This window comes from Catenuloplanes indicus (genome assembly GCF_030813715.1).
Taxonomy (GTDB): domain Bacteria; phylum Actinomycetota; class Actinomycetes; order Mycobacteriales; family Micromonosporaceae; genus Catenuloplanes; species Catenuloplanes indicus.
Map to the genome: position 1 here is coordinate 29,749 of NZ_JAUSUZ010000002.1, position 15,877 is coordinate 45,625.

General features: G+C 69.5%; 21 protein-coding genes. 2 read left to right on the forward strand and 19 right to left on the reverse strand.

The annotated features are described in order from the left end of the window. Nucleotides 1-291: 291 nt before the first annotated feature. From J2S42_RS41500 to J2S42_RS41510, 3 genes are all read right to left on the reverse strand, one after another. Nucleotides 292-1,206: an IS3 family transposase gene (locus J2S42_RS41500; RefSeq protein ID WP_307237321.1), complete on the reverse strand. Its 915-nt coding sequence runs from the start codon at nt 1,204-1,206 to the stop codon at nt 292-294. Then, nucleotides 1,203-1,505, reverse strand: coding sequence for a transposase (locus tag J2S42_RS41505; RefSeq protein ID WP_307237324.1), 303 nt, complete (start codon nt 1,503-1,505; stop codon nt 1,203-1,205). Before J2S42_RS41505 ends, J2S42_RS41500 begins: the two co-directional genes overlap by 4 nt. A gap of 251 nt (nt 1,506-1,756) precedes the next feature. Beyond that, the gene (locus J2S42_RS41510; protein WP_307249397.1) at nt 1,757-2,122 is read right to left on the reverse strand and encodes a hypothetical protein; all 366 of its coding nucleotides are present in this window, start codon (nt 2,120-2,122) and stop codon (nt 1,757-1,759) included. Between the two features lie 29 nt (nt 2,123-2,151). Between J2S42_RS41510 and J2S42_RS41515 the strand changes: the two genes are divergently transcribed. Next, nucleotides 2,152-2,508, forward strand: coding sequence for a hypothetical protein (locus J2S42_RS41515; RefSeq protein ID WP_307249399.1), 357 nt, complete (start codon nt 2,152-2,154; stop codon nt 2,506-2,508). Between the two features lie 155 nt (nt 2,509-2,663). Here J2S42_RS41515 and J2S42_RS41520 read toward each other — a convergent pair whose 3' ends face one another. The 9 genes from J2S42_RS41520 to J2S42_RS41560 form a co-directional block, all read right to left on the reverse strand. Then, nucleotides 2,664-2,810: a hypothetical protein gene (locus J2S42_RS41520; protein WP_307249401.1), complete on the reverse strand. Its 147-nt coding sequence runs from the start codon at nt 2,808-2,810 to the stop codon at nt 2,664-2,666. Nucleotides 2,811-3,214: 404 nt separating this feature from the next. Then, nucleotides 3,215-3,457: a hypothetical protein gene (locus J2S42_RS41525; protein ID WP_307249403.1), complete on the reverse strand. Its 243-nt coding sequence runs from the start codon at nt 3,455-3,457 to the stop codon at nt 3,215-3,217. A gap of 67 nt (nt 3,458-3,524) precedes the next feature. Further along, on the reverse strand, nt 3,525-4,163 hold the full coding sequence (locus J2S42_RS41530; RefSeq protein WP_307249405.1) for a hypothetical protein: 639 nt from the start codon (nt 4,161-4,163) through the stop codon (nt 3,525-3,527). After that, nucleotides 4,160-6,208: an ATP-binding protein gene (locus tag J2S42_RS41535; protein ID WP_307249406.1), complete on the reverse strand. Its 2,049-nt coding sequence runs from the start codon at nt 6,206-6,208 to the stop codon at nt 4,160-4,162. The genes J2S42_RS41530 and J2S42_RS41535 overlap by 4 nt, the downstream gene beginning before the upstream one ends. 59 nt (nt 6,209-6,267) lie before the next feature. Continuing rightward, nucleotides 6,268-7,566: a hypothetical protein gene (locus tag J2S42_RS41540; RefSeq protein ID WP_307249408.1), complete on the reverse strand. Its 1,299-nt coding sequence runs from the start codon at nt 7,564-7,566 to the stop codon at nt 6,268-6,270. Further along, nucleotides 7,563-8,081: a hypothetical protein gene (locus J2S42_RS41545; protein ID WP_307249410.1), complete on the reverse strand. Its 519-nt coding sequence runs from the start codon at nt 8,079-8,081 to the stop codon at nt 7,563-7,565. Before J2S42_RS41545 ends, J2S42_RS41540 begins: the two co-directional genes overlap by 4 nt. Before the next feature lie 18 nt (nt 8,082-8,099). Next, nucleotides 8,100-8,696, reverse strand: coding sequence for a hypothetical protein (locus J2S42_RS41550; protein ID WP_307249412.1), 597 nt, complete (start codon nt 8,694-8,696; stop codon nt 8,100-8,102). A gap of 43 nt (nt 8,697-8,739) precedes the next feature. Next, nucleotides 8,740-9,090, reverse strand: a complete 351-nt coding sequence (locus J2S42_RS41555; RefSeq protein WP_307249414.1) for a hypothetical protein — start codon at nt 9,088-9,090, stop codon at nt 8,740-8,742. A 91-nt stretch (nt 9,091-9,181) separates the two neighbouring features. Then, nucleotides 9,182-10,618, reverse strand: a complete 1,437-nt coding sequence (locus J2S42_RS41560; protein ID WP_307249416.1) for a hypothetical protein — start codon at nt 10,616-10,618, stop codon at nt 9,182-9,184. 154 nt (nt 10,619-10,772) lie between these two features. Here J2S42_RS41560 and J2S42_RS41565 point away from each other — a divergent pair, with 154 nt between their 5' ends. Next, nucleotides 10,773-11,501, forward strand: a complete 729-nt coding sequence (locus J2S42_RS41565; RefSeq protein WP_307249429.1) for a GntR family transcriptional regulator — start codon at nt 10,773-10,775, stop codon at nt 11,499-11,501. A 62-nt stretch (nt 11,502-11,563) separates the two neighbouring features. Here the strand turns inward: J2S42_RS41565 and J2S42_RS41570 are convergent, their stop codons facing one another. The 7 genes from J2S42_RS41570 to J2S42_RS41600 all read right to left on the reverse strand — a co-directional run bounded on the left by J2S42_RS41570 (nt 11,564) and on the right by J2S42_RS41600 (nt 15,711). After that, complete coding sequence (locus tag J2S42_RS41570; RefSeq protein ID WP_307249418.1) at nt 11,564-11,896, reverse strand: hypothetical protein; 333 nt, start codon at nt 11,894-11,896, stop codon at nt 11,564-11,566. Then, a complete protein-coding gene (locus tag J2S42_RS41575) occupies nt 11,886-12,365 on the reverse strand; it encodes a Panacea domain-containing protein (protein ID WP_307249420.1) in 480 nt (159 codons plus the stop codon). Before J2S42_RS41575 ends, J2S42_RS41570 begins: the two co-directional genes overlap by 11 nt. A gap of 202 nt (nt 12,366-12,567) precedes the next feature. After that, nucleotides 12,568-12,867 (reverse strand): type II toxin-antitoxin system PemK/MazF family toxin, encoded by a 300-nt coding sequence (locus tag J2S42_RS41580; RefSeq protein WP_307249422.1) that lies wholly within the window; start codon nt 12,865-12,867, stop codon nt 12,568-12,570. Continuing rightward, nucleotides 12,864-13,142, reverse strand: a complete 279-nt coding sequence (locus J2S42_RS41585) for a hypothetical protein (protein ID WP_307249424.1) — start codon at nt 13,140-13,142, stop codon at nt 12,864-12,866. The genes J2S42_RS41580 and J2S42_RS41585 overlap by 4 nt, the downstream gene beginning before the upstream one ends. A gap of 99 nt (nt 13,143-13,241) precedes the next feature. Then, nucleotides 13,242-13,772, reverse strand: coding sequence for a DUF4352 domain-containing protein (locus tag J2S42_RS41590; protein WP_307249426.1), 531 nt, complete (start codon nt 13,770-13,772; stop codon nt 13,242-13,244). 146 nt (nt 13,773-13,918) lie between these two features. Continuing rightward, a complete protein-coding gene (locus J2S42_RS41595) occupies nt 13,919-14,509 on the reverse strand; it encodes an HD domain-containing protein (RefSeq protein WP_307233876.1) in 591 nt (196 codons plus the stop codon). Next, on the reverse strand, nt 14,506-15,711 hold the full coding sequence (locus tag J2S42_RS41600; protein ID WP_307233878.1) for a hypothetical protein: 1,206 nt from the start codon (nt 15,709-15,711) through the stop codon (nt 14,506-14,508). The genes J2S42_RS41595 and J2S42_RS41600 overlap by 4 nt, the downstream gene beginning before the upstream one ends. Nucleotides 15,712-15,877 lie beyond the last annotated feature (166 nt).

Sequence of the window (15,877 nt, forward strand, 5' to 3'; positions counted from 1 at the left end):
GCCGTTTTCGCAGTCTTTGGCAGAGCTACGTGCCACATTGTCAGAGACTGTGGCACTTACGGACTCTTCTGGCCCTCGATCGGCGTCGGGGTCGACACCTGCGCCGATCGCATGCCGGGCGCCCGCCGGACCATAGTCAGGCATGGACGTGCCGGACGGGTTCTGGGCCACTGTTATCGACCTGACGTGCTGCTCTATGCCGGTCATTCTTGTCGTGCTGCTTATCGTGCTATTCGCCACAGTCAGGCAGGGGCAGCGCGATGAGTTCCCCCCGTTTCGACGGAGCGGTGGTTACCTGCTTCCGGTCGGGGCAGGGGTGAGGTTATCTGGCTCGGTGTGGGCGTGCCAGGCGGACTCGTATTCGTCCGGGCTGAGGTAGCCGAGTTCCTTCTGGATGCGGCGGGTGTTGTACCAGGTGTCGATATACTCGAAGATCGCGTTCTCGGCCTCATCGCGGGTCCGCCACGACGTTCGGTAGACCAGTTCGATCTTCAGCGTCGACCAGAAGTTCTCCATCAGCGCGTTGTCGAACGAGTCACCGACCGACCCCATCGACGGCCGGATTCCGTTGTCCTGCAAGCGCTGTGAGAAGCGGAAACTCGTGTAGTTCGATCCTCTGTCGCTGTGATGTATGAGCTGGCCGTCGCGGACGTCACGCGACCAGATGCCGTACTCGAGGGCGGCCAGGATCAGATCGGTATCGCACCGGTCGGAGGTCTTCCACCCGACGATGCGGCGGGAGAACACGTCGCGGACGGCGGCCAGCCAGAACACGCCCTCGCCGCACGGGATCCGGGTGGCATCAGCGACCCACAGACGGTTCGGGCCGGTCGCGGTGAACTGGCGGTTGACCAGATCCGGCGCCGGCGTGTGCGCGGGATTCTGCTTCGTTGAGCCGCCGCGCCAGCCGCGGCGCAGGAACGCCCCGTGCCAGCCCTGGCCGGCCATCAGTCGCTCGACACGCTTGCGGCCGACCCGGATGCCGTCACGACGCAGCTGCCGATGAATGCGGTCGGCGCCGTAGGTGAAGCCGGACGCTTCCCAGATCTCATAGATGTTGGAGAGCAGCCCGAGGTCGACCAGGTCCCGGTCACAGGGCTGTTTGGCCTGCCTGACCCACTGGTAGTAGGTCGACTCGGCGATGTTGAGAACCCGTAGCAGGAGCGCGACCGCGAAGCAGTCACGGTGTTCGTCGATGAACCTCATGACCGTCGCCGGGCCGGGCCGAGCTCCGATGCGAAATAACTGGACGCGGCACGCAGGATCTCATTCACCCGGCGCAGCTCAGCGACCTCTTCCCGCAGCCGGCGGCTCTCCTCCGCCATCTCCGTGGTCGGCCGGTCATGACGTTCGCCCGCGGCCTGCCGGATCCAGTTCCGCAAAGCCTCGTGATGCACGTTCAGTTGCTCGGCCAGCCGCCGGATCGTCGGCTTCGGCTCCGACTCGCGATACAAACGCACAGCACGCGCCCTCAGCTCATCGGGGTACTTCTTCGGTGCGGCCACAGAACTTCCTCCCCATGATCAGTCGATCATGCTTGAGAAGCTCCGCCAAACCGGGGGGAACTCACGATGCCGCATTGCGCGAGGAGGCGGCAACCGGGGTGTGCGCCGCTTGCGGTGGGAACCGGCAGGTGCAGGTCGAATGGGAGCGGTGGACGGAGTCGCTGGGCTACGTCGGCCGGAACCGTTGGGAGCCATGCCGCCGATGCAACGGTTGGGGGACGGTGGCGCGCTGGAACCAGGGCCCGCCCTACTCACCCCGTTGACCTCCACGCGTCGTTGTGGCCGGGCCCGAAGTAGGGCTTGTCGTCGACGATCGAGTGCGGCGGCCAGATCTGCACGTCGTCGCATTCAGCGCACTGCCACGACCTGTGCCCGCCGTTGGGGTTGCACAGGCACGCGGTCCAGCCGAGTAGCACCCGCCCGGGCCGGAGCGGGTGCTTTTCTATGCCCGCGCACCGTTCTGGCGCCGGTTCCCGGTAGACGAGTTTCGCGCCGTCGTTGACGGCTTGCAGGACCGCGATGCCGCAGGCCGGGCAGGCGGGGACGACACCACCGCGGTGCGGGGTGACCGCGCCGTGGGTGTTGCACCACCACTGACCTGCCCTCACCCCACTCATGATCACGACTTTACGCCTGGAGGCAACCCATGACCGACCTGCCCATCTACGGTTTCCGCCCCGACCTCGGCGGGCTCCTCGGCCTCGCCGTCACCGTCCTGCTGCCGCTCGCCGTCGGCCTCGTCACCACCCGCACCACCAGCGCGGGGATCAAGGCGGTGCTGCTGCTCGGCCTCGCCGCCGTCAAGTCCGTGCTCGAGGCGTGGCTGCAGGCCGTGAACACCGGCGTGAGCTTCGAAGCGGTCCCGGTCGTCTACGCCACCGCGGTCAGCTTCGGCATCGCCGTCGCCGCACACTTAGGGCTGTTCAAGCCGGCCGGGCTCGCCGCCGCGGCGCAGCAGGTCGGCGCCCGGGACCGACGCCCGCAGCCGGCTCCTCTGGACTAGGTCACGCGCCGGGCTCGTTGCCCATCCTGGGTTCGCCCCGCTCTTGCCCTTCGGGGTGGGGGCGGGGCGTTTCGTCGTGCCCGGGCGCGGTCGGCCGGACCGGTATCGCGTGCGGGGCGATCACCCACCATGCGAGCTCGTCACGGTCGGGGCGGTCAGGCACGGCCGGCCTCGACCAGGGCGCGGATTCCGTCGGCGAGCGTGGCACCGCCGTCGAGGTCGATGTGCGTGGAGATGCCGCCGGCGCCGCGGGGGCCGATGCCGAGGAACAGCATGGTGCGGGTGCCGTGCGCGGGCCTCACGAGCTGGGCGGATACTTGCGCGCCGCGGGGGCTGGTCACGGTGGTGACCGCGGACCGGTGCGCGGCCCACGACGCCGGCCGGTTGGGTATTCGTTTATGGGCGGTGCACTGGTTTGGGTCGCACCAGGCCGGTTCATCCAAGGCTGCCTCCCGTGGTGGGCGGGCGCGCGGCGGGGGGACCTGTCCCTGGTGGGGGAGGGAACGGGGTGCCGCGCACCCGGCGAGTTCACGGTACGAGATTGGGGTGTCCCAATTTCGATCCGACACGCGTACGACCGTCGATCGGCTGGGTCGATATCCGCCGATCATCTGACGGCCGGGCGGGAGTCAGGAGCCCGCACGAGACGGTGCGAGCCCGGCCGGAGGCGGTTCCGGGCCGGGCTCGCACGCGCAGCCGACACAGTCTAGGTAAACCGGTTGGCAACCTCGCGGATCGCGTTCTGCAGCCCAATGATCGAGGTCTGCGTGCTCTGATCCTCAATGCCGATCGCGACGCGCGTGACCTCGTCCCGTAGCGCATACACGGCGTCGGTCAGAGCGAGCGTCGCGAACACCTGCGCGCGGGCCAGCCGACGCTCAGTGGTGTCGTCCTGGATGCCCTTGCTGTTGGCGATGTTCCCGGCGACGTCGTAGTACGAGTTGGCCATACGCGCACAGTACCGTCGTCGATACGCTGCCGTCCGCCCCTGACCGAGGGACGGCGCCACAGCGCCATCAGCGCCTCCGGTGCCACCACGCCGGCACCACGAACCGCCCCCACATCGCGGACGCGACCGCGATCGCCAACCAGCCGGCCACGTTCTCCGGAATACCGGCCCACGAGGCTGCGCCCATCCCGGCGACGAACATCCCCACCCATGCCGCTGCGACCACACCCAGCGGGATCGGTCGCCGGACCGGCCGTCGGGTCATGCCAAGCTGGGCGGGCGTCGGGATCTCCTGGCGCTTCCCCGGCCGCGGCCTGTCCTTCGGTGGTGCAACCCAGCGCGGCCGGCCAGCCGCATCGTCGCGGAGGTGGCGAGCAGCAACGGCCTCCCACGGTGGGATCCGGTCCGGGTTCGCCTCATTCCCGGCGATGTTGAACAGTGGGCGGAGCCGCTGAATCGCCGCGACTTCCCGGCGATCCAGCTCACCGTCGGACCACACGCCCTCCTCGAGGACGAACGCCCCGCCGTCGATGATGTCGGCCCAAGACTGGTCGGTGCGGTGCTGGGCCTCGCGGGCCCGCAGTAGCTGCCGGGTCTGCCCGACATAGCCGAGGTAGACGATCCCGGTCTGCGGGTCGCGGACGTTGAACCCGTATACGATCCCGCGGCGCGGGCCGGTGCGCGGCCCAGTAGCGGCGTGGGTCACGCCGCAACCTGCCCGTCGTTGATCAGTAGGTAGGCGCCGCGGCCGTCCTTGCGGACCCGAACCATGTCGATCAGCTCGCGCAGCAGGTTGTACACCTGCCGCTCCCCGTAGCCGGTCGCGTCCTGTATCGCCTTCGGGGACTGGCAGCCGGCCCGCATGGCGTCGAGAACCTTCCGGTGCCCGTCGTGCAGTTCCTTCACCGGCTTGGCCGAGGGTGCCACCGCGAACTTCGCCGGGTCCGTCGGATCCCACACGGGGAACGTGAGGATGCCGAAGTCGGCAGCGGACGGGCCGTCGCCGCCCGCGGGAACAACCTTGCGCAGCTGCGTTCCCTGCGGGTTGGCCTGCCCTCGGCGTCGGGCCTCCACCCGCCGCCGCCGCTCCTCGATCGCCTGCGCGGCCAGCTCGTGTCGGCGCAGATACTCGTCGCCGTACGCGTTGGCGGCGCCAACGTCAAGCGACCGCCAGTTGATCTGGTGCGGCCAGGTGTCGCGCTGGGCGTCGGTAAGAAAGTAGCCGCGGAACGGCGCCGACCGTGCGCCTTCCTCCGGGTCGACGACCCACGCGTAGCCGGGCATCTTCGGGAACGTCTTCGGATTGATGTCGATGCCGAACACCTGCTTCGCGTTCGGGTCCTTCGACCGCAGGCAGATGCCGTTGCCGACGAGGAGGTTGGAGCGAATCCGCTCCGCGTTGGGGGTCTGCGCACCGCCGAACGCGTCCAGGGTCGTCTGCTGAGACGCCAGGATCAGCGCCACACCGACCTTGCCGCCCTCCGCGGCGATCGTCCCGGCCGCGTACTGGCACTGCTCCCAGTACAGGGGGTTCGCGAGCTTCGAGAAGATCTTCTGGCATTCGTCGAGGACGCCGAGCAGGCCTGGACGGTCCGGGGTCGGCTGGAACTCGTGCATGTCATCGACGACGTTCTCGTCTTGGCGCAGTTCGACGATGAGCAGCATGCCCATCAGTTGGGCGTGGATGTGCTCGAACGTGCCGGCGAAGTGGTCGGCGTGGTTCTTCAGCAGCGGCGAACTCGCACCGCCCTGGCCGTCGCCGAACCAGACGACGGTCGGGTGAGTCTCGGCGTTTGCCAGCGCCATCGCGACGCCCTCGATCATGCGGGACTTCCCGGCGTTCGTGCCTCCGCCGAGGAAGCCACCCATCAGCCGGGCGCCGGTGTACGCCTTCCACTGGGCGACGCCCTCGCCGTCGATGAACGGGCCGAGGGACACACAGCCGGTGGCCGGGTCGAAGGTCATGTCGAGGCCGGGGTGTTCGACGCTGTCCCGGACGGGGGAGCGGGTGACGATGGTGATCTGCAGGCAGGACGCGTCACGGTCGGGGTTTGGGTGTTCCTCGATGACGAGCTGGTCGTTCTTCTTCAGCCGCAGACCGGTGCGGAGGTTATCCATCTGCGCCTGCACGGTGCCCATGCTCATCTTGCCGGGCACGAGATGCAGGTCGTAGCGGGTGCCGGCGTCGATAGTGCGCATGTTGGCGAGGCGGGTGCCGGCGAGAACGCAGCCGGGCCCGCCGAGGTGCTCGGCCCACAGGCTTGCGTACTGGTCGGGGCGCGGCGCAGCTGGCGCTGCGGGCGCGGCGACGGCGGTGTTGGGGATGCGCTTCAGCCGCCACCAGTGGGCGGCGAGCGCGAATCCGACGAGGACGAGCGGGAGAACAGTGTCGGTGGTGACGCCGGTGGCGGTGACAAGCGGCAGCCAGCCGGCGATGACCGCGAACGCGGCGATGGCGCGGCGGCGCATCTTCTTGTCGGCCACACGGCGGCGGGTGAAGGTGGCGGCGACGATGGAGATGACGACGCAGGTGGCTGCGGTCCCGGCGAGGATCTCGGCGCGGTCGGGGGACGCGGACGCTGCGGCGTGCAGGGCGGTGCCGGCGAGGACGAGAACGCCGAGGGCGGCGTGCGGGGCGGCCTGGTCGCGGAGGGGGTGTCCGTGGACGGCGCGGCCGGCGGCGCGGGCCTGCTCGGCGCGGGCGCGAAGGATATCGGCTCGGCTGGCCGGGGCAGTTTTGGTGTCGGTCACGGCTACCTCCTTCGGGGGTGGTGCCCGGCCGGTGGTGGACCGGCCGGGCAGGGGATGGGTTACTCGCCGGTGGCGAACTGCTTGTTGCCGGCCTGGCCGCCGGAGCTGCGGTATGCCTCGGCGACGGCCGCGTTTGTGCTGGCGATGGCGTCGGCGGCACCGGTCCACGCTGCGGCGGCGTTCTGGGATGCCTCCTGAGCGAGGGCGACCTTGGCGATGACGTCCTCGCCGACCTCGAATGAGCGCAGGGAGCCGATGTACTGCTCGCCGCCGCCGTGGGTGGCGTGTGCTTGGGCGACCTGCGTGGCGTAGTTGACGGCCGAGACGAGGCCGGTGATTTCCGAGGTGGGCTGGCTGGCGGTGTCGGTCATGGTTCCTCCGGTGGTTGCGGTGTTGACGCCCGGCTGGGCGTCGCTCTTGTCGCGGTTGATCGGAATGACGTTGCTGGCCGGGGTCGGTGGGCTTTGCCGCTCGGGGTGGCGGGGACCCGCATCGGTTGCGATTGCTACGCCGCCGGTGGTGCCGTTCTCGCAGGCCAGGTTGCGGGCTTCGGCGTCGCGGACGTGCTTGGGGCGGTCGTCGACGTGGGCGGACATCCAGCCGCACCGGTTGCACAGCCGGTCCGCGTCGGGGCTGCCGCCGTCGACGTTCGGCCACGGCCGGGAGCCGATGATCTGCCCGGTGCTGCAGCGGGGGCACAGTTCCCGCTGGCCGCGGGTGGTGCTGTTCGCCGCGCCGGGCGCGGCGGGCTCCGGCCGGCGTGTCTCAGCGCAGGTGCGGCAGACGCGCAGGTATCGGCTGTTTTCGTAGGCGAGGATCAGGCTGCCGGCCTCGGGGTCGGTGTTCGTGCCGCACCGTTCGCATGGCGGTAGTTCGAGGACCTGCTCTGCGGGGTTACGTGGAGCGCCGGGGCCGGCCGGCTGGGGGGCGCTGAGGTCTGGCTGCGACGTGCCGGTCGGTGTTTTCGCTCGGCTGCCGTCCACTGGAGTGCCTGGTCCTGTGGCCGGGTCTGGAACAACGCCGGGTGTTGTGCTGTCGGGTGCAGGCGGGGTCGGTTCGACGGTGCCGTCCATGCGGATCGGCGGGAGCCCGTCGTTCGCGCGCCGCTTGTTGAGCTTGCGGCGCGCGGCGTCCTGGATGGCGCCGCCGGTGGTTTGGGCGGTGGCACGCAGGGAGTCGTCGAGGAGGTCGTTGAAGAAGCCGCTCCAGCCGTAGGTGGGCTTCGCGATCCCAGCTTTGATCTCGGCCATGCGGACTTCATGCCGGGGCGGTGTTTTCCCGCGGACGGCGTACGCGCCCTCCTGGATCAGGAACTTCGCCGCGAACCAGGAGGCGATGAGGATGACGGCGAGGGTCATCGGCGGGCCCCTACCATGCCGGTCGCGACGCCGGTGGTGCGCTGGCGGGCGAGGACCGCGAGGGACAGCAGGATCGCGAGGGTGAAGCAGGCGAGGGCGATGGCGGTCGCGCCGAGTTCGGGGCCGATCCAGTCGGCGATGTTCCCGCCGATGTTCTCTTTGAGCCAGGCGTAGAAGTCGTTGACGTGGTTGTAGAGCTTCCCGCCGACGATGTTCGCGGCGCCCTTGGTGATGGAGGGGACGGCGATGGCAAGCAGGACCATGGGATGGTTCGGGACGCCGTCCTTGATCAGGTCGAGGATGATGATGCCGATGCCGGCGACGGCGGTGAGTACGTAAACGTAGGTGTCCCAGGGGGTGATGCCGAGGATCCAGCGGAGGGTGTCGCCGATCCAGGTGTCGGCCGCGAGGGCGCCGCCGGTCGCGCCGACGAAGACGCTGATCCAGCCGAGCAGGGCAACGCCGTGCTGGCGGACTTCGGTGATGCGTGCCTTGCCGGTGTCGATGAACTTCATGCGGGCCTCCTTGGTGGCCTAGAGCAGAACCCAGGCGAGGCCGTGGGCGATGGGGACGACGATGTGGTGCATGAACCAGCTGCCGGGGGTGGTGTGGGCTCCGAGGATGAGGAGTCCGGATGCGGTGGCGGCGCGGGCGGGGCGCTGGAAGAGCCAGGCGGTGGAGTAGGACCAGGCGGTGTAGGGGCGGGCGATGAGCCGCCCGTACCAGATGCCGGTCACGCGGGCGGGGCCGTGCTGACGGGTCCAGGGGGCGTTCTTCGCGTATGCGGCGAGTTCGGGCAGGCTGGGCTGGGGTTGGGTGAGGAACGCGGGCGGGGTCCAGTAGTTCTTGGACCGCTCGTACAGCGCCCAAAATCGGTCACCGAGAGTGATTGCAGGAATTGCAGGATCTTGGGGTTCGGGGGCGGTTTCGCGCTCAAGACCCACACCCTCGGGATCCTGCATTGCAGATTGCAGGTCACTCTGCGTAGAAGTTGGATCGATCGTCTCGGACTGTCCGTGGCGGTCTTGAACCGGCGCCGCCGGCTGCGGTGCGGCGGGCTTCGCCGCGGTCGGCGCGGCCGGGCTGAACCGGGGCCGCGGGGACGGCCTGCGCGGGGTTTCGGTGGTCACGATGCCTCCTCAACGGCCTCGGGAAAGTGACTGAACGTGCAGGTCAGCGGGTGTTCGCGGCGATCGCCGTGCCGGCCGAGCCAACCGCGGCGAACAGGGTGAGGGCGATGAGCGCCCAGCGCAGGTCGGAGCCGCTGCCGGTCGCGCCGACGACTCCGCCGCCGGCGATGGTCATGACCGCGAACAGGCCGAACGCGGTGGTCCGCAGGCCCTTGGCCGGCGGCTTGGGCAGTGGCGGCGGCCCACCGGGCGGGTTCGTGCCGAACGCGACCAGGTCGCGGGTGACGGTGACGGGCGGGGTGACGGTCCACTGGCCGTGGCGGCGGGGCGCCACCTCCCGGCGTGTGGTGGCGCCATTGGTGACGGCGGGGCGGGTGACGGGCGTGACGGTCATGGGCGCTCCAGGGGTGACGGTGCGGGGTGACGGTGACGCCTTCCCGCAGGTGACGGTGGTGACGGCAGGGGCGGTGGTGGTGCGGGTGGCGTCACTCATCGCCGTCACCCGCCCGTTCCGCCGCGATCCGCTCCAGGGCTGAGGTGAGGACGTGCTCGGCCTCGCCGATCGCGAGGTCGTCGTTCCACTTCTTCGCGAGAGTGCGGCCCTTCGACTCGGCGCCGGAGACGGCCTTGGCCATGCGGGTGCCCTTCGGCTCAATGCCGAGGGCGACGCAGGTCAGCCAGTACTCACGCATCCCGTCGACCTTGGTTCCGTCTTCGGCGAGGACGGCCTGGGCGCGCTGCTCCGCGTACTGCTCGACCTGCTCGTCGGTCATGCCGGCGCGGGCCTGCTCAACGAGGTCGCGGGACAAGGCGCGGGCCTGGTCGGCGGTGACGGTGACGGACGACTGCGCGGTGACGGTTTTGGCGGCGGCGGCGGGACGGGGGCGGGGTGACGGGGTGCGGCGCGGGGTGGGGGACGGTGCCGGTGACGGCGTCGCCTCCGCCGGGGTGGCGGTAGCGGTGACGGCCGGGGTGACGGCGTCACCGGGAGCGTCCGTGACGGTGGCAGGTGACGCGTCACTCTCGATCGCGGGGGTGACGGTGACGGCGTCACCCCCGATCGCATCCGTCACCACAGGGGCGGTGACGACAGGCGGCGGGGTGACGGTCGCCGTGACGGTGACGGGGGACGGCGGGGTGCGCATCACCCCGAGCTGAAGGTCGGCGAGCCGCGGTGCGCCCTTCCACGGGTCCGCCGCGGAAACGTACGACTCGATCAGGCCGATGAGGAACACGGTCAGCGCGGCGAAGATCGCGCCGATCGAGTGCGTGAACATCTCCCCGACGGCGGACAGCGCGAACGTGCCGGCGCCGAACGCGGACAGCAGCACGGACGCGCCGAGCGCGGCACCTTCGGCGGCGCTCGCCTTCCAGTCGGTGTGTCCGCCGGAGGAGTGCAGGACGGCCTTGACGATGATCAGGCCCGCGACGAGCGTTGCCAGGCCGGGCTCGACGAACCAGGCGGCCCACCACATCGCGCTGCCGCTCTCCGCGTGAAGCAGGTGGGCGACGCCGGCGTGGACGTTGACGGTGGACCAGCCGGCGAACACGGCGAAGACGGGGATGAGGATCAGCAGCGACCAGGCCCGGACGCGGTTGATGCGCAGGGCGCGCATCTCGGCGCTGCCGTGGATGGCGGAGCGGATGCGGGCGTATTCGCCGTCGCGTTCGGCGTGCCGGTAGAGGTCGGCGAGGCCGGCGCGGGCGGCAGCTTCGCGGGCCCGCTGGATCCGGGCGTGGCGGGCGGCGGCGCGCTGCTCGTCGAGGGACGCGGAGGCGATCTCGTGGCGGGTGGCGTCGACGGCACGGGCGTGCTCGTCCTGGCGCTGGATGGCGGTGAGCTCGCGCTGGAGGGCGAGGGCGTTGCGGATCGCGGCGGGGTCGCCGCTGGGGCGCTGCCTGCGGGGGAGGCGGAAGCTCACGGGCACTCCTCGTCGGATCGGTGGGGTGGGGTGGGGTGGGGATGCTCAGACAGTACATCATGACTTGAGCCGTGTCATCATAATGATTCTACGCTAGAGTGACGCCACGAAGTCATCTACGTAGCGAGGGAGGTGGGACGGTACGGTGATCGCCATGCCCAGACGGCGAGGCCAGGAAGCCGCGTACCAGCAAGTCGCGCAAGGACTGCGCGCCCAGATCGACGCGGGACAACTCCTGCCCGGAATGCCGCTCCCCACCGAACCGCAGCTTGAGCAGCAGTTCGGCGTCTCACGGATTACCGTGCGCCGCGCGGTGCAGATCCTCCGCGACGAAGGCCGGGTCGAAACCCGCCACGGATCAGGGTCGTATGTGACCCCGCCGCGGTCTCGGCGCAGGCTGTCCATGCAGCGCTACGCCGACCCCCGGCCGCCTGAGGCCGGCGCGACGATCGACCGCGAGTTCGACGAGGTCGACGCTGAGGGTGATGTCGCTGCAGCCCTGCAGGTCCAGGACGGGACGCTGCTGCTGCGCCGCCGCATGGTGCAGCGCCTCAACCACTCCCCGCAGAAGATCTCCACGTCGTACCTGCTCGCCGACATGGTCGCCGGCACCCCGCTCGCTGACCCGGCCTACGAGCCGTGGGAGGCGTGGACGATTGCGCAGCTCGCCGACCTCGGGGTGAAGGTGACCGCAGTCGAGGAGTCGGTGCTGGGCCGGCGGCCGACCGCTGAGGAGATGCAGACCCTGACGTTGCAGGGCTCCGACCCGGTACAGTCGATCACCCGGCGGATGCTGGCCGGTGACCGGCCGGTCGAGGCCGCTGTCGACATTGTGGTCCCCGCGGACCGGTTCTTCCTCGATTACCGCATCGATCTGCCGTAGCTTGCCGCCTCAACGGCGAACGCCCGGACCATCGCGGTCCGGGCGTTCGCCGTTGGTGTGTTCTAGCCGCGCCGGTACTCGAGCAGATATTTGCACGTGGTGGTGTCGTTGTACAGGTCGACGTCGTAGCCGACCTTCAACGGAATCCATGTCGGCAGACCTGGAATGAAGCCGTTGAAGCAGTTCTCGAATCGACCTGTGTCGTTCGGGTCTTCCGGGTCTCGCATGTACGTTTGGCCCGGCATCGGCGGCAGGATCCCCGCCGGCCGTGGGTTGCTTGCGAGCCCGTCTAGCCACTTGCGGACGAACTGCTTCGTGGCGTCGTCGGCTTCGGTGCGCTGTGACCAATGGTCGAAGGCGCTGTCGAAACCGACGAGCCTCCAGCTACTCGGCATTGCCGGCGGCTGCCTGGTGCTCCTTCAGGTGCTGGCGTAGGCCTCGGCGGAACTCGGGATCGGTGTGGCGGGGGTCGTCGAGTTCGACGGGGGCGCCGTCGGTGCTGAAGAAGCGGGACATCGCTTCGTGGGTGATCTCCGAACCGTGGGGGGTGTCGGCCCACGGCGCTTCGGCGCGCGTGAGTCTGGATAGGTCCCGGACGTCTAGGTTTCCGTAGCGGCTGACGACGTACACGACGGTGTTGGTGTATATCCGGTCGATGCGCTGTGTGGTTGGCGGCGTCTGGTCGTATCCGTCGATGCGGGGGCCGTCGGTGTCCGCGGTGATCCGATTGGTGAACATGGGCTGGCCGGCGAGGGCCAGGGAGTGCCCTTGGCAGTAGTAGAGGAGTTTGTGCATCTTGTTCGGCGGTGGGTCGGGTAGCAGGCGGTGGATGGCCGCTGCTACGTCGTTGGCGGTCGGGGTCATCGGCCGAACGTAGTCAGGGGGTGTCGATGATCGGGAGGGGCTGTCCGGGCCGGAATTCTCATGCACCCGTTCGGGTTGACGGCTGACGGCGATGACCATGGCGTTGCCTCCGTGGGGATCGACCAGCATCAACCACCCACGGTAATGATCCGATTACACGATCAGCAGTGCCCGATTTTGCAGCTACCGCCGACCGGCCACGTCACAGATCCATTGCGGTCCGCAGCGCCATGTCGACGTGCTCCATCACCTCGGCCGACAGTCGGCCCACGAACTCACCCAGCCGGTCGCCGGCAAGCCAGTTCACCCGCCACGTCAGTACCGCGCCCGCCAGCGGCTCGTCCGGGCCGAGCGCGACCGCGAGCATGCCCTGCATCCCGGACGGGACCTCGTCGTGGATCTCGGCGACGATGACCGCGCCGACCTCGTTGAGGCGGGCGGTGGACACGACGACGAAGTGGCGGCCGAGGCGGTGGCGGTAGACGTCACCGCGGCGGATCACGCGGCCCAGCGCTCCCGCTCCCACGCCTCGTCGGCGTGGGTGGTCTCGAACTCGGCGACCGCGGCGGCTTCCTGCTTGAGGAGCGCGTCCTTGGCGATGGCCTCGAACCAGGCGGACGGGTTGGTGCCGGCCGCGGCGTGGATGCGCGCGGCGAGCTCGTCGGGCACGTCGAAGCTCACGCGGGTCATGTCCTCAGGGTAGCGCCGCCGGTGCGACGTGAGGATGGTCGAACGGGCCAGGTTTCGCTGGCCGGGGTGGTCGAGCAGGCGGGTCATGTGCTGCTCCTTGGGGCGCTGGGCGAGACAGACGCAACCTAATCGACTACGTGGCTGGTGTCTGCCCCGCCGTCACCCGTCCGAACGACTTGCTGCCGGTCAGAGCGTCCAGTAGCCGTGCGCGGACTCCCCGAACAACTGCTGGATCTTCAGTTGAATCCGGCCGGACTCCGCAGCCTCCTCCGACACGTCGAACACCACCCAGCCGTCCGCGTTTTGCCCGGCGGCGAGGTTCGCAACCTGGTAGTCCGGGCGGCCGGCGAAGGATCCGTAGCCGGTCTGAAAGACCTTGTTGCCGGCGTCGACGATCGACAGGTCACAGCCGCACGTGTACGTCTCACCCTTGGTGACCTTCACCGCGAGGTGCGCAAGGACGAACTTGCCCTGCTGCGGGGTGCCGCCGTACTGGTCGGCGTCCTTGACCTCGACCTTCGTGACGGTCCACGTGGCCTGCACGGCGCCGGTGTCGACGGTGAGCGCCTGGCCCACCTTCACGGACTGCGGGGCCGCGGTCGTCGCGGCCGGCGCGGGCGCGGCGCCGGTGTCATCTGCGGTGATGTCGGCGGCTGACCCGCAGCCGAGCACGGCGAAGGCGACTGAGGCGAGCAGGGCGGCGGTGGTCTTCCGCATGACGGGTACTCCCGGGGTGGACTGCTACCGGACTGCAGCAGCCCCGCCGGGCAGTCCGGAGCCGGCGGGGCGCGCAGGAGGGAGTCCGGTAGCGGTACGGAGTTACGCGTGTCTGACCGACCGGCGGTAACCGGTGACCGAGTCGGCTAATCCGTTCCGGGTCGGCCGTAGGAGGCGACGATCTTGTGCCACCACGCGTCCACCGGCTGCGATGCGGCAGCCTCAGCCAGCCGCCGGCCGGTCTCGGTCTTGACGGCGGCGAGCATGGTGTCGATCCACGGCTGCACGAGCGTGTTCCCGGCCGCCTGGTAGGCACGGGCCTGGAGCAGGCACTCCAGCTTGTCGGCGTCCTTCGCGCACACCGCCTCGATGGTTTCCTTCGCCTCGAACTCGGCGACCAGGCCGCGGATGCGCGCGGCGAGGCCAGGCGGCAGCCCTGCCGTCTGGACGGCGGCGACGTCGTTGGGGTCCTGGAGTGTGACGTGCTGCTTCCCGACCGACGGCACATCCCCGGTGCGGGCCTCTGGCACGTCGTGGAACAGGCCCAGCGTGGCCGCCCGGTCCGCGTTCGCTCCCTCCAGCGTCGCGATGACGTAGGCGATGATCCCGACCCGGTAGGAGTGCTCGGCGACGGACTCCGGCTGCCGGATCCCGGCTAGCAGCCAGCCGGCCCGCGGCAGGTTCTTCAGGTGCCCGGCCTCGGCCAGGAACGCCACGGTGGCGTCGTCGGCGCTCATGCGACTTCCTCCCCTTCGATGATGTTCGGGTCGTCCAGGGCGTACAGCCGTCGAGCTGGCGATTCCCGGCGTGCCAGCCGTCGCTCAAAGAGCTGCTCGATCGTGGGCATTACTCCGCCGTTCGCGTCGACCTCGGCCTGAAGCTCGGCAGCAGCGTCGCGGGCTCCTTGGGCGCGCTTTGTGCCGGTTGACATCGGCCGTTCGGGTTCGGTTGCGGCCTTTGCCTGTTTGGTGGCCTGCCGGCAGAGGAAGCAGGGCTGCCAGCCGTCCCCAGGCATGGGTAGGTTCCCGCCGGGCTCGCCGTGCTCGCAGCGCGGCTGGGTTTCGCAGTGGGCGTTGTGGGCGGCGATGCGCTCCTCGCGGCTGGCCGGCCGGGTCTGCTCCTCGGCCTGCGCCCACCACGGGCCGTCGTGCGGGAACCGGCCGGGGCTCATCGTCGCGGTGTCGGCTGCGCAAAGGGGGAAGGCGGCGACGATGAGGGGCCAGGGCCGTCCCTCATCGGTAGCGCTTTTGATCGCGTCGAGGATCTTCCGCATGGTCCAGGCGGGCCGGATGCCGCGGATGGTCTTCGCTAGTTCTTGCTCCTTCGAAGATTCGATCTCCTCCTCCCACTCCCCGGGTTTGGGCGCGACGGTCGGCGTTGCCGCCGCCGGGCCTGAGGGGGTAGGGGGAGGTGAGGTAGTTCTTTGAGGAGATCTTTGAGGAAAAACCTGAGGGTTAGGGCCTACCAAATTGGTAGGCCTGTCCTTGCCGTTTTGGTAGGCCTGAGGCCCCCCATTTTGGTAGGCCTCAGGGGGGCCATTTTGGTAGGCCTGATCGACGGCAGGCCCCCCATTTTGGTAGGCCTCAGTAGCCGGTGCACCACGGAACGCGGCCAGGACGTCGCGAGCCGGGAACCGGAAGCGGGTCCGGACCCCGGTGCGCGAGAAGTACGGCCTACCGTCCTTACCGACACCGAGCGGCACCCGCAACTCGATCCACTTGCTGGCAATCCGGGCCAAGGTCACCCCGATCTTGTCCTCGCGGATGTCGGTTTTCTCGGCGAGCCAGTCGAAGCCGGGCCAGCCTTCACGGGCGGGGCCGTTGTCGTCGCTGTCGTCGCGGCAGTTGTCGGCCAGCTCCAGGACGAGGAGCCGCTCGTTTGCGGTCAGCACGCCGGGCGGGAGGAGGTCGCGCACCTCGCGGCGAAGCTTGAAGCCCACGGTCAGACCTCCCCGGTCGTGGAAATCCGGGGGAGCGTTACCGGTGCGCTGCCGCTACCCTTGGAGGAGCAGACGTAAGGGGCAGGCTTAGCCTGCTTCATGGTCACTCGCTTTCTGATCCTGGTTGCAAGCTCGGACTGCTGGTGAGTGGCAAGGCCCCGGACTG

Bases quoted from the DNA above. Each gene is read 5' to 3' on its own strand.
- J2S42_RS41545 (WP_307249410.1), bottom strand. From the start codon at position 8,081: ATGAAGTTCATCGACACCGGCAAGGCACGCATCACCGAAGTCCGCCAG.
- J2S42_RS41555 (WP_307249414.1), bottom strand. From the start codon at position 9,090: ATGACCGTCACGCCCGTCACCCGCCCCGCCGTCACCAATGGCGCCACC.
- J2S42_RS41595 (WP_307233876.1), bottom strand. From the start codon at position 14,509: ATGAGCGCCGACGACGCCACCGTGGCGTTCCTGGCCGAGGCCGGGCAC.
- J2S42_RS41585 (WP_307249424.1), bottom strand. From the start codon at position 13,142: ATGACCCGCCTGCTCGACCACCCCGGCCAGCGAAACCTGGCCCGTTCG.
- J2S42_RS41525 (WP_307249403.1), bottom strand. From the start codon at position 3,457: ATGGCCAACTCGTACTACGACGTCGCCGGGAACATCGCCAACAGCAAG.
- J2S42_RS41540 (WP_307249408.1), bottom strand. From the start codon at position 7,566: ATGACCCTCGCCGTCATCCTCATCGCCTCCTGGTTCGCGGCGAAGTTC.
- J2S42_RS41570 (WP_307249418.1), bottom strand. From the start codon at position 11,896: ATGCCGAGTAGCTGGAGGCTCGTCGGTTTCGACAGCGCCTTCGACCAT.
- J2S42_RS41590 (WP_307249426.1), bottom strand. From the start codon at position 13,772: ATGCGGAAGACCACCGCCGCCCTGCTCGCCTCAGTCGCCTTCGCCGTG.
- J2S42_RS41565 (WP_307249429.1), top strand. From the start codon at position 10,773: ATGCCCAGACGGCGAGGCCAGGAAGCCGCGTACCAGCAAGTCGCGCAA.
- J2S42_RS41500 (WP_307237321.1), bottom strand. From the start codon at position 1,206: ATGAGGTTCATCGACGAACACCGTGACTGCTTCGCGGTCGCGCTCCTG.
- J2S42_RS41575 (WP_307249420.1), bottom strand. From the start codon at position 12,365: ATGACCCCGACCGCCAACGACGTAGCAGCGGCCATCCACCGCCTGCTA.
- J2S42_RS41510 (WP_307249397.1), bottom strand. From the start codon at position 2,122: ATGAGTGGGGTGAGGGCAGGTCAGTGGTGGTGCAACACCCACGGCGCG.
- J2S42_RS41515 (WP_307249399.1), top strand. From the start codon at position 2,152: ATGACCGACCTGCCCATCTACGGTTTCCGCCCCGACCTCGGCGGGCTC.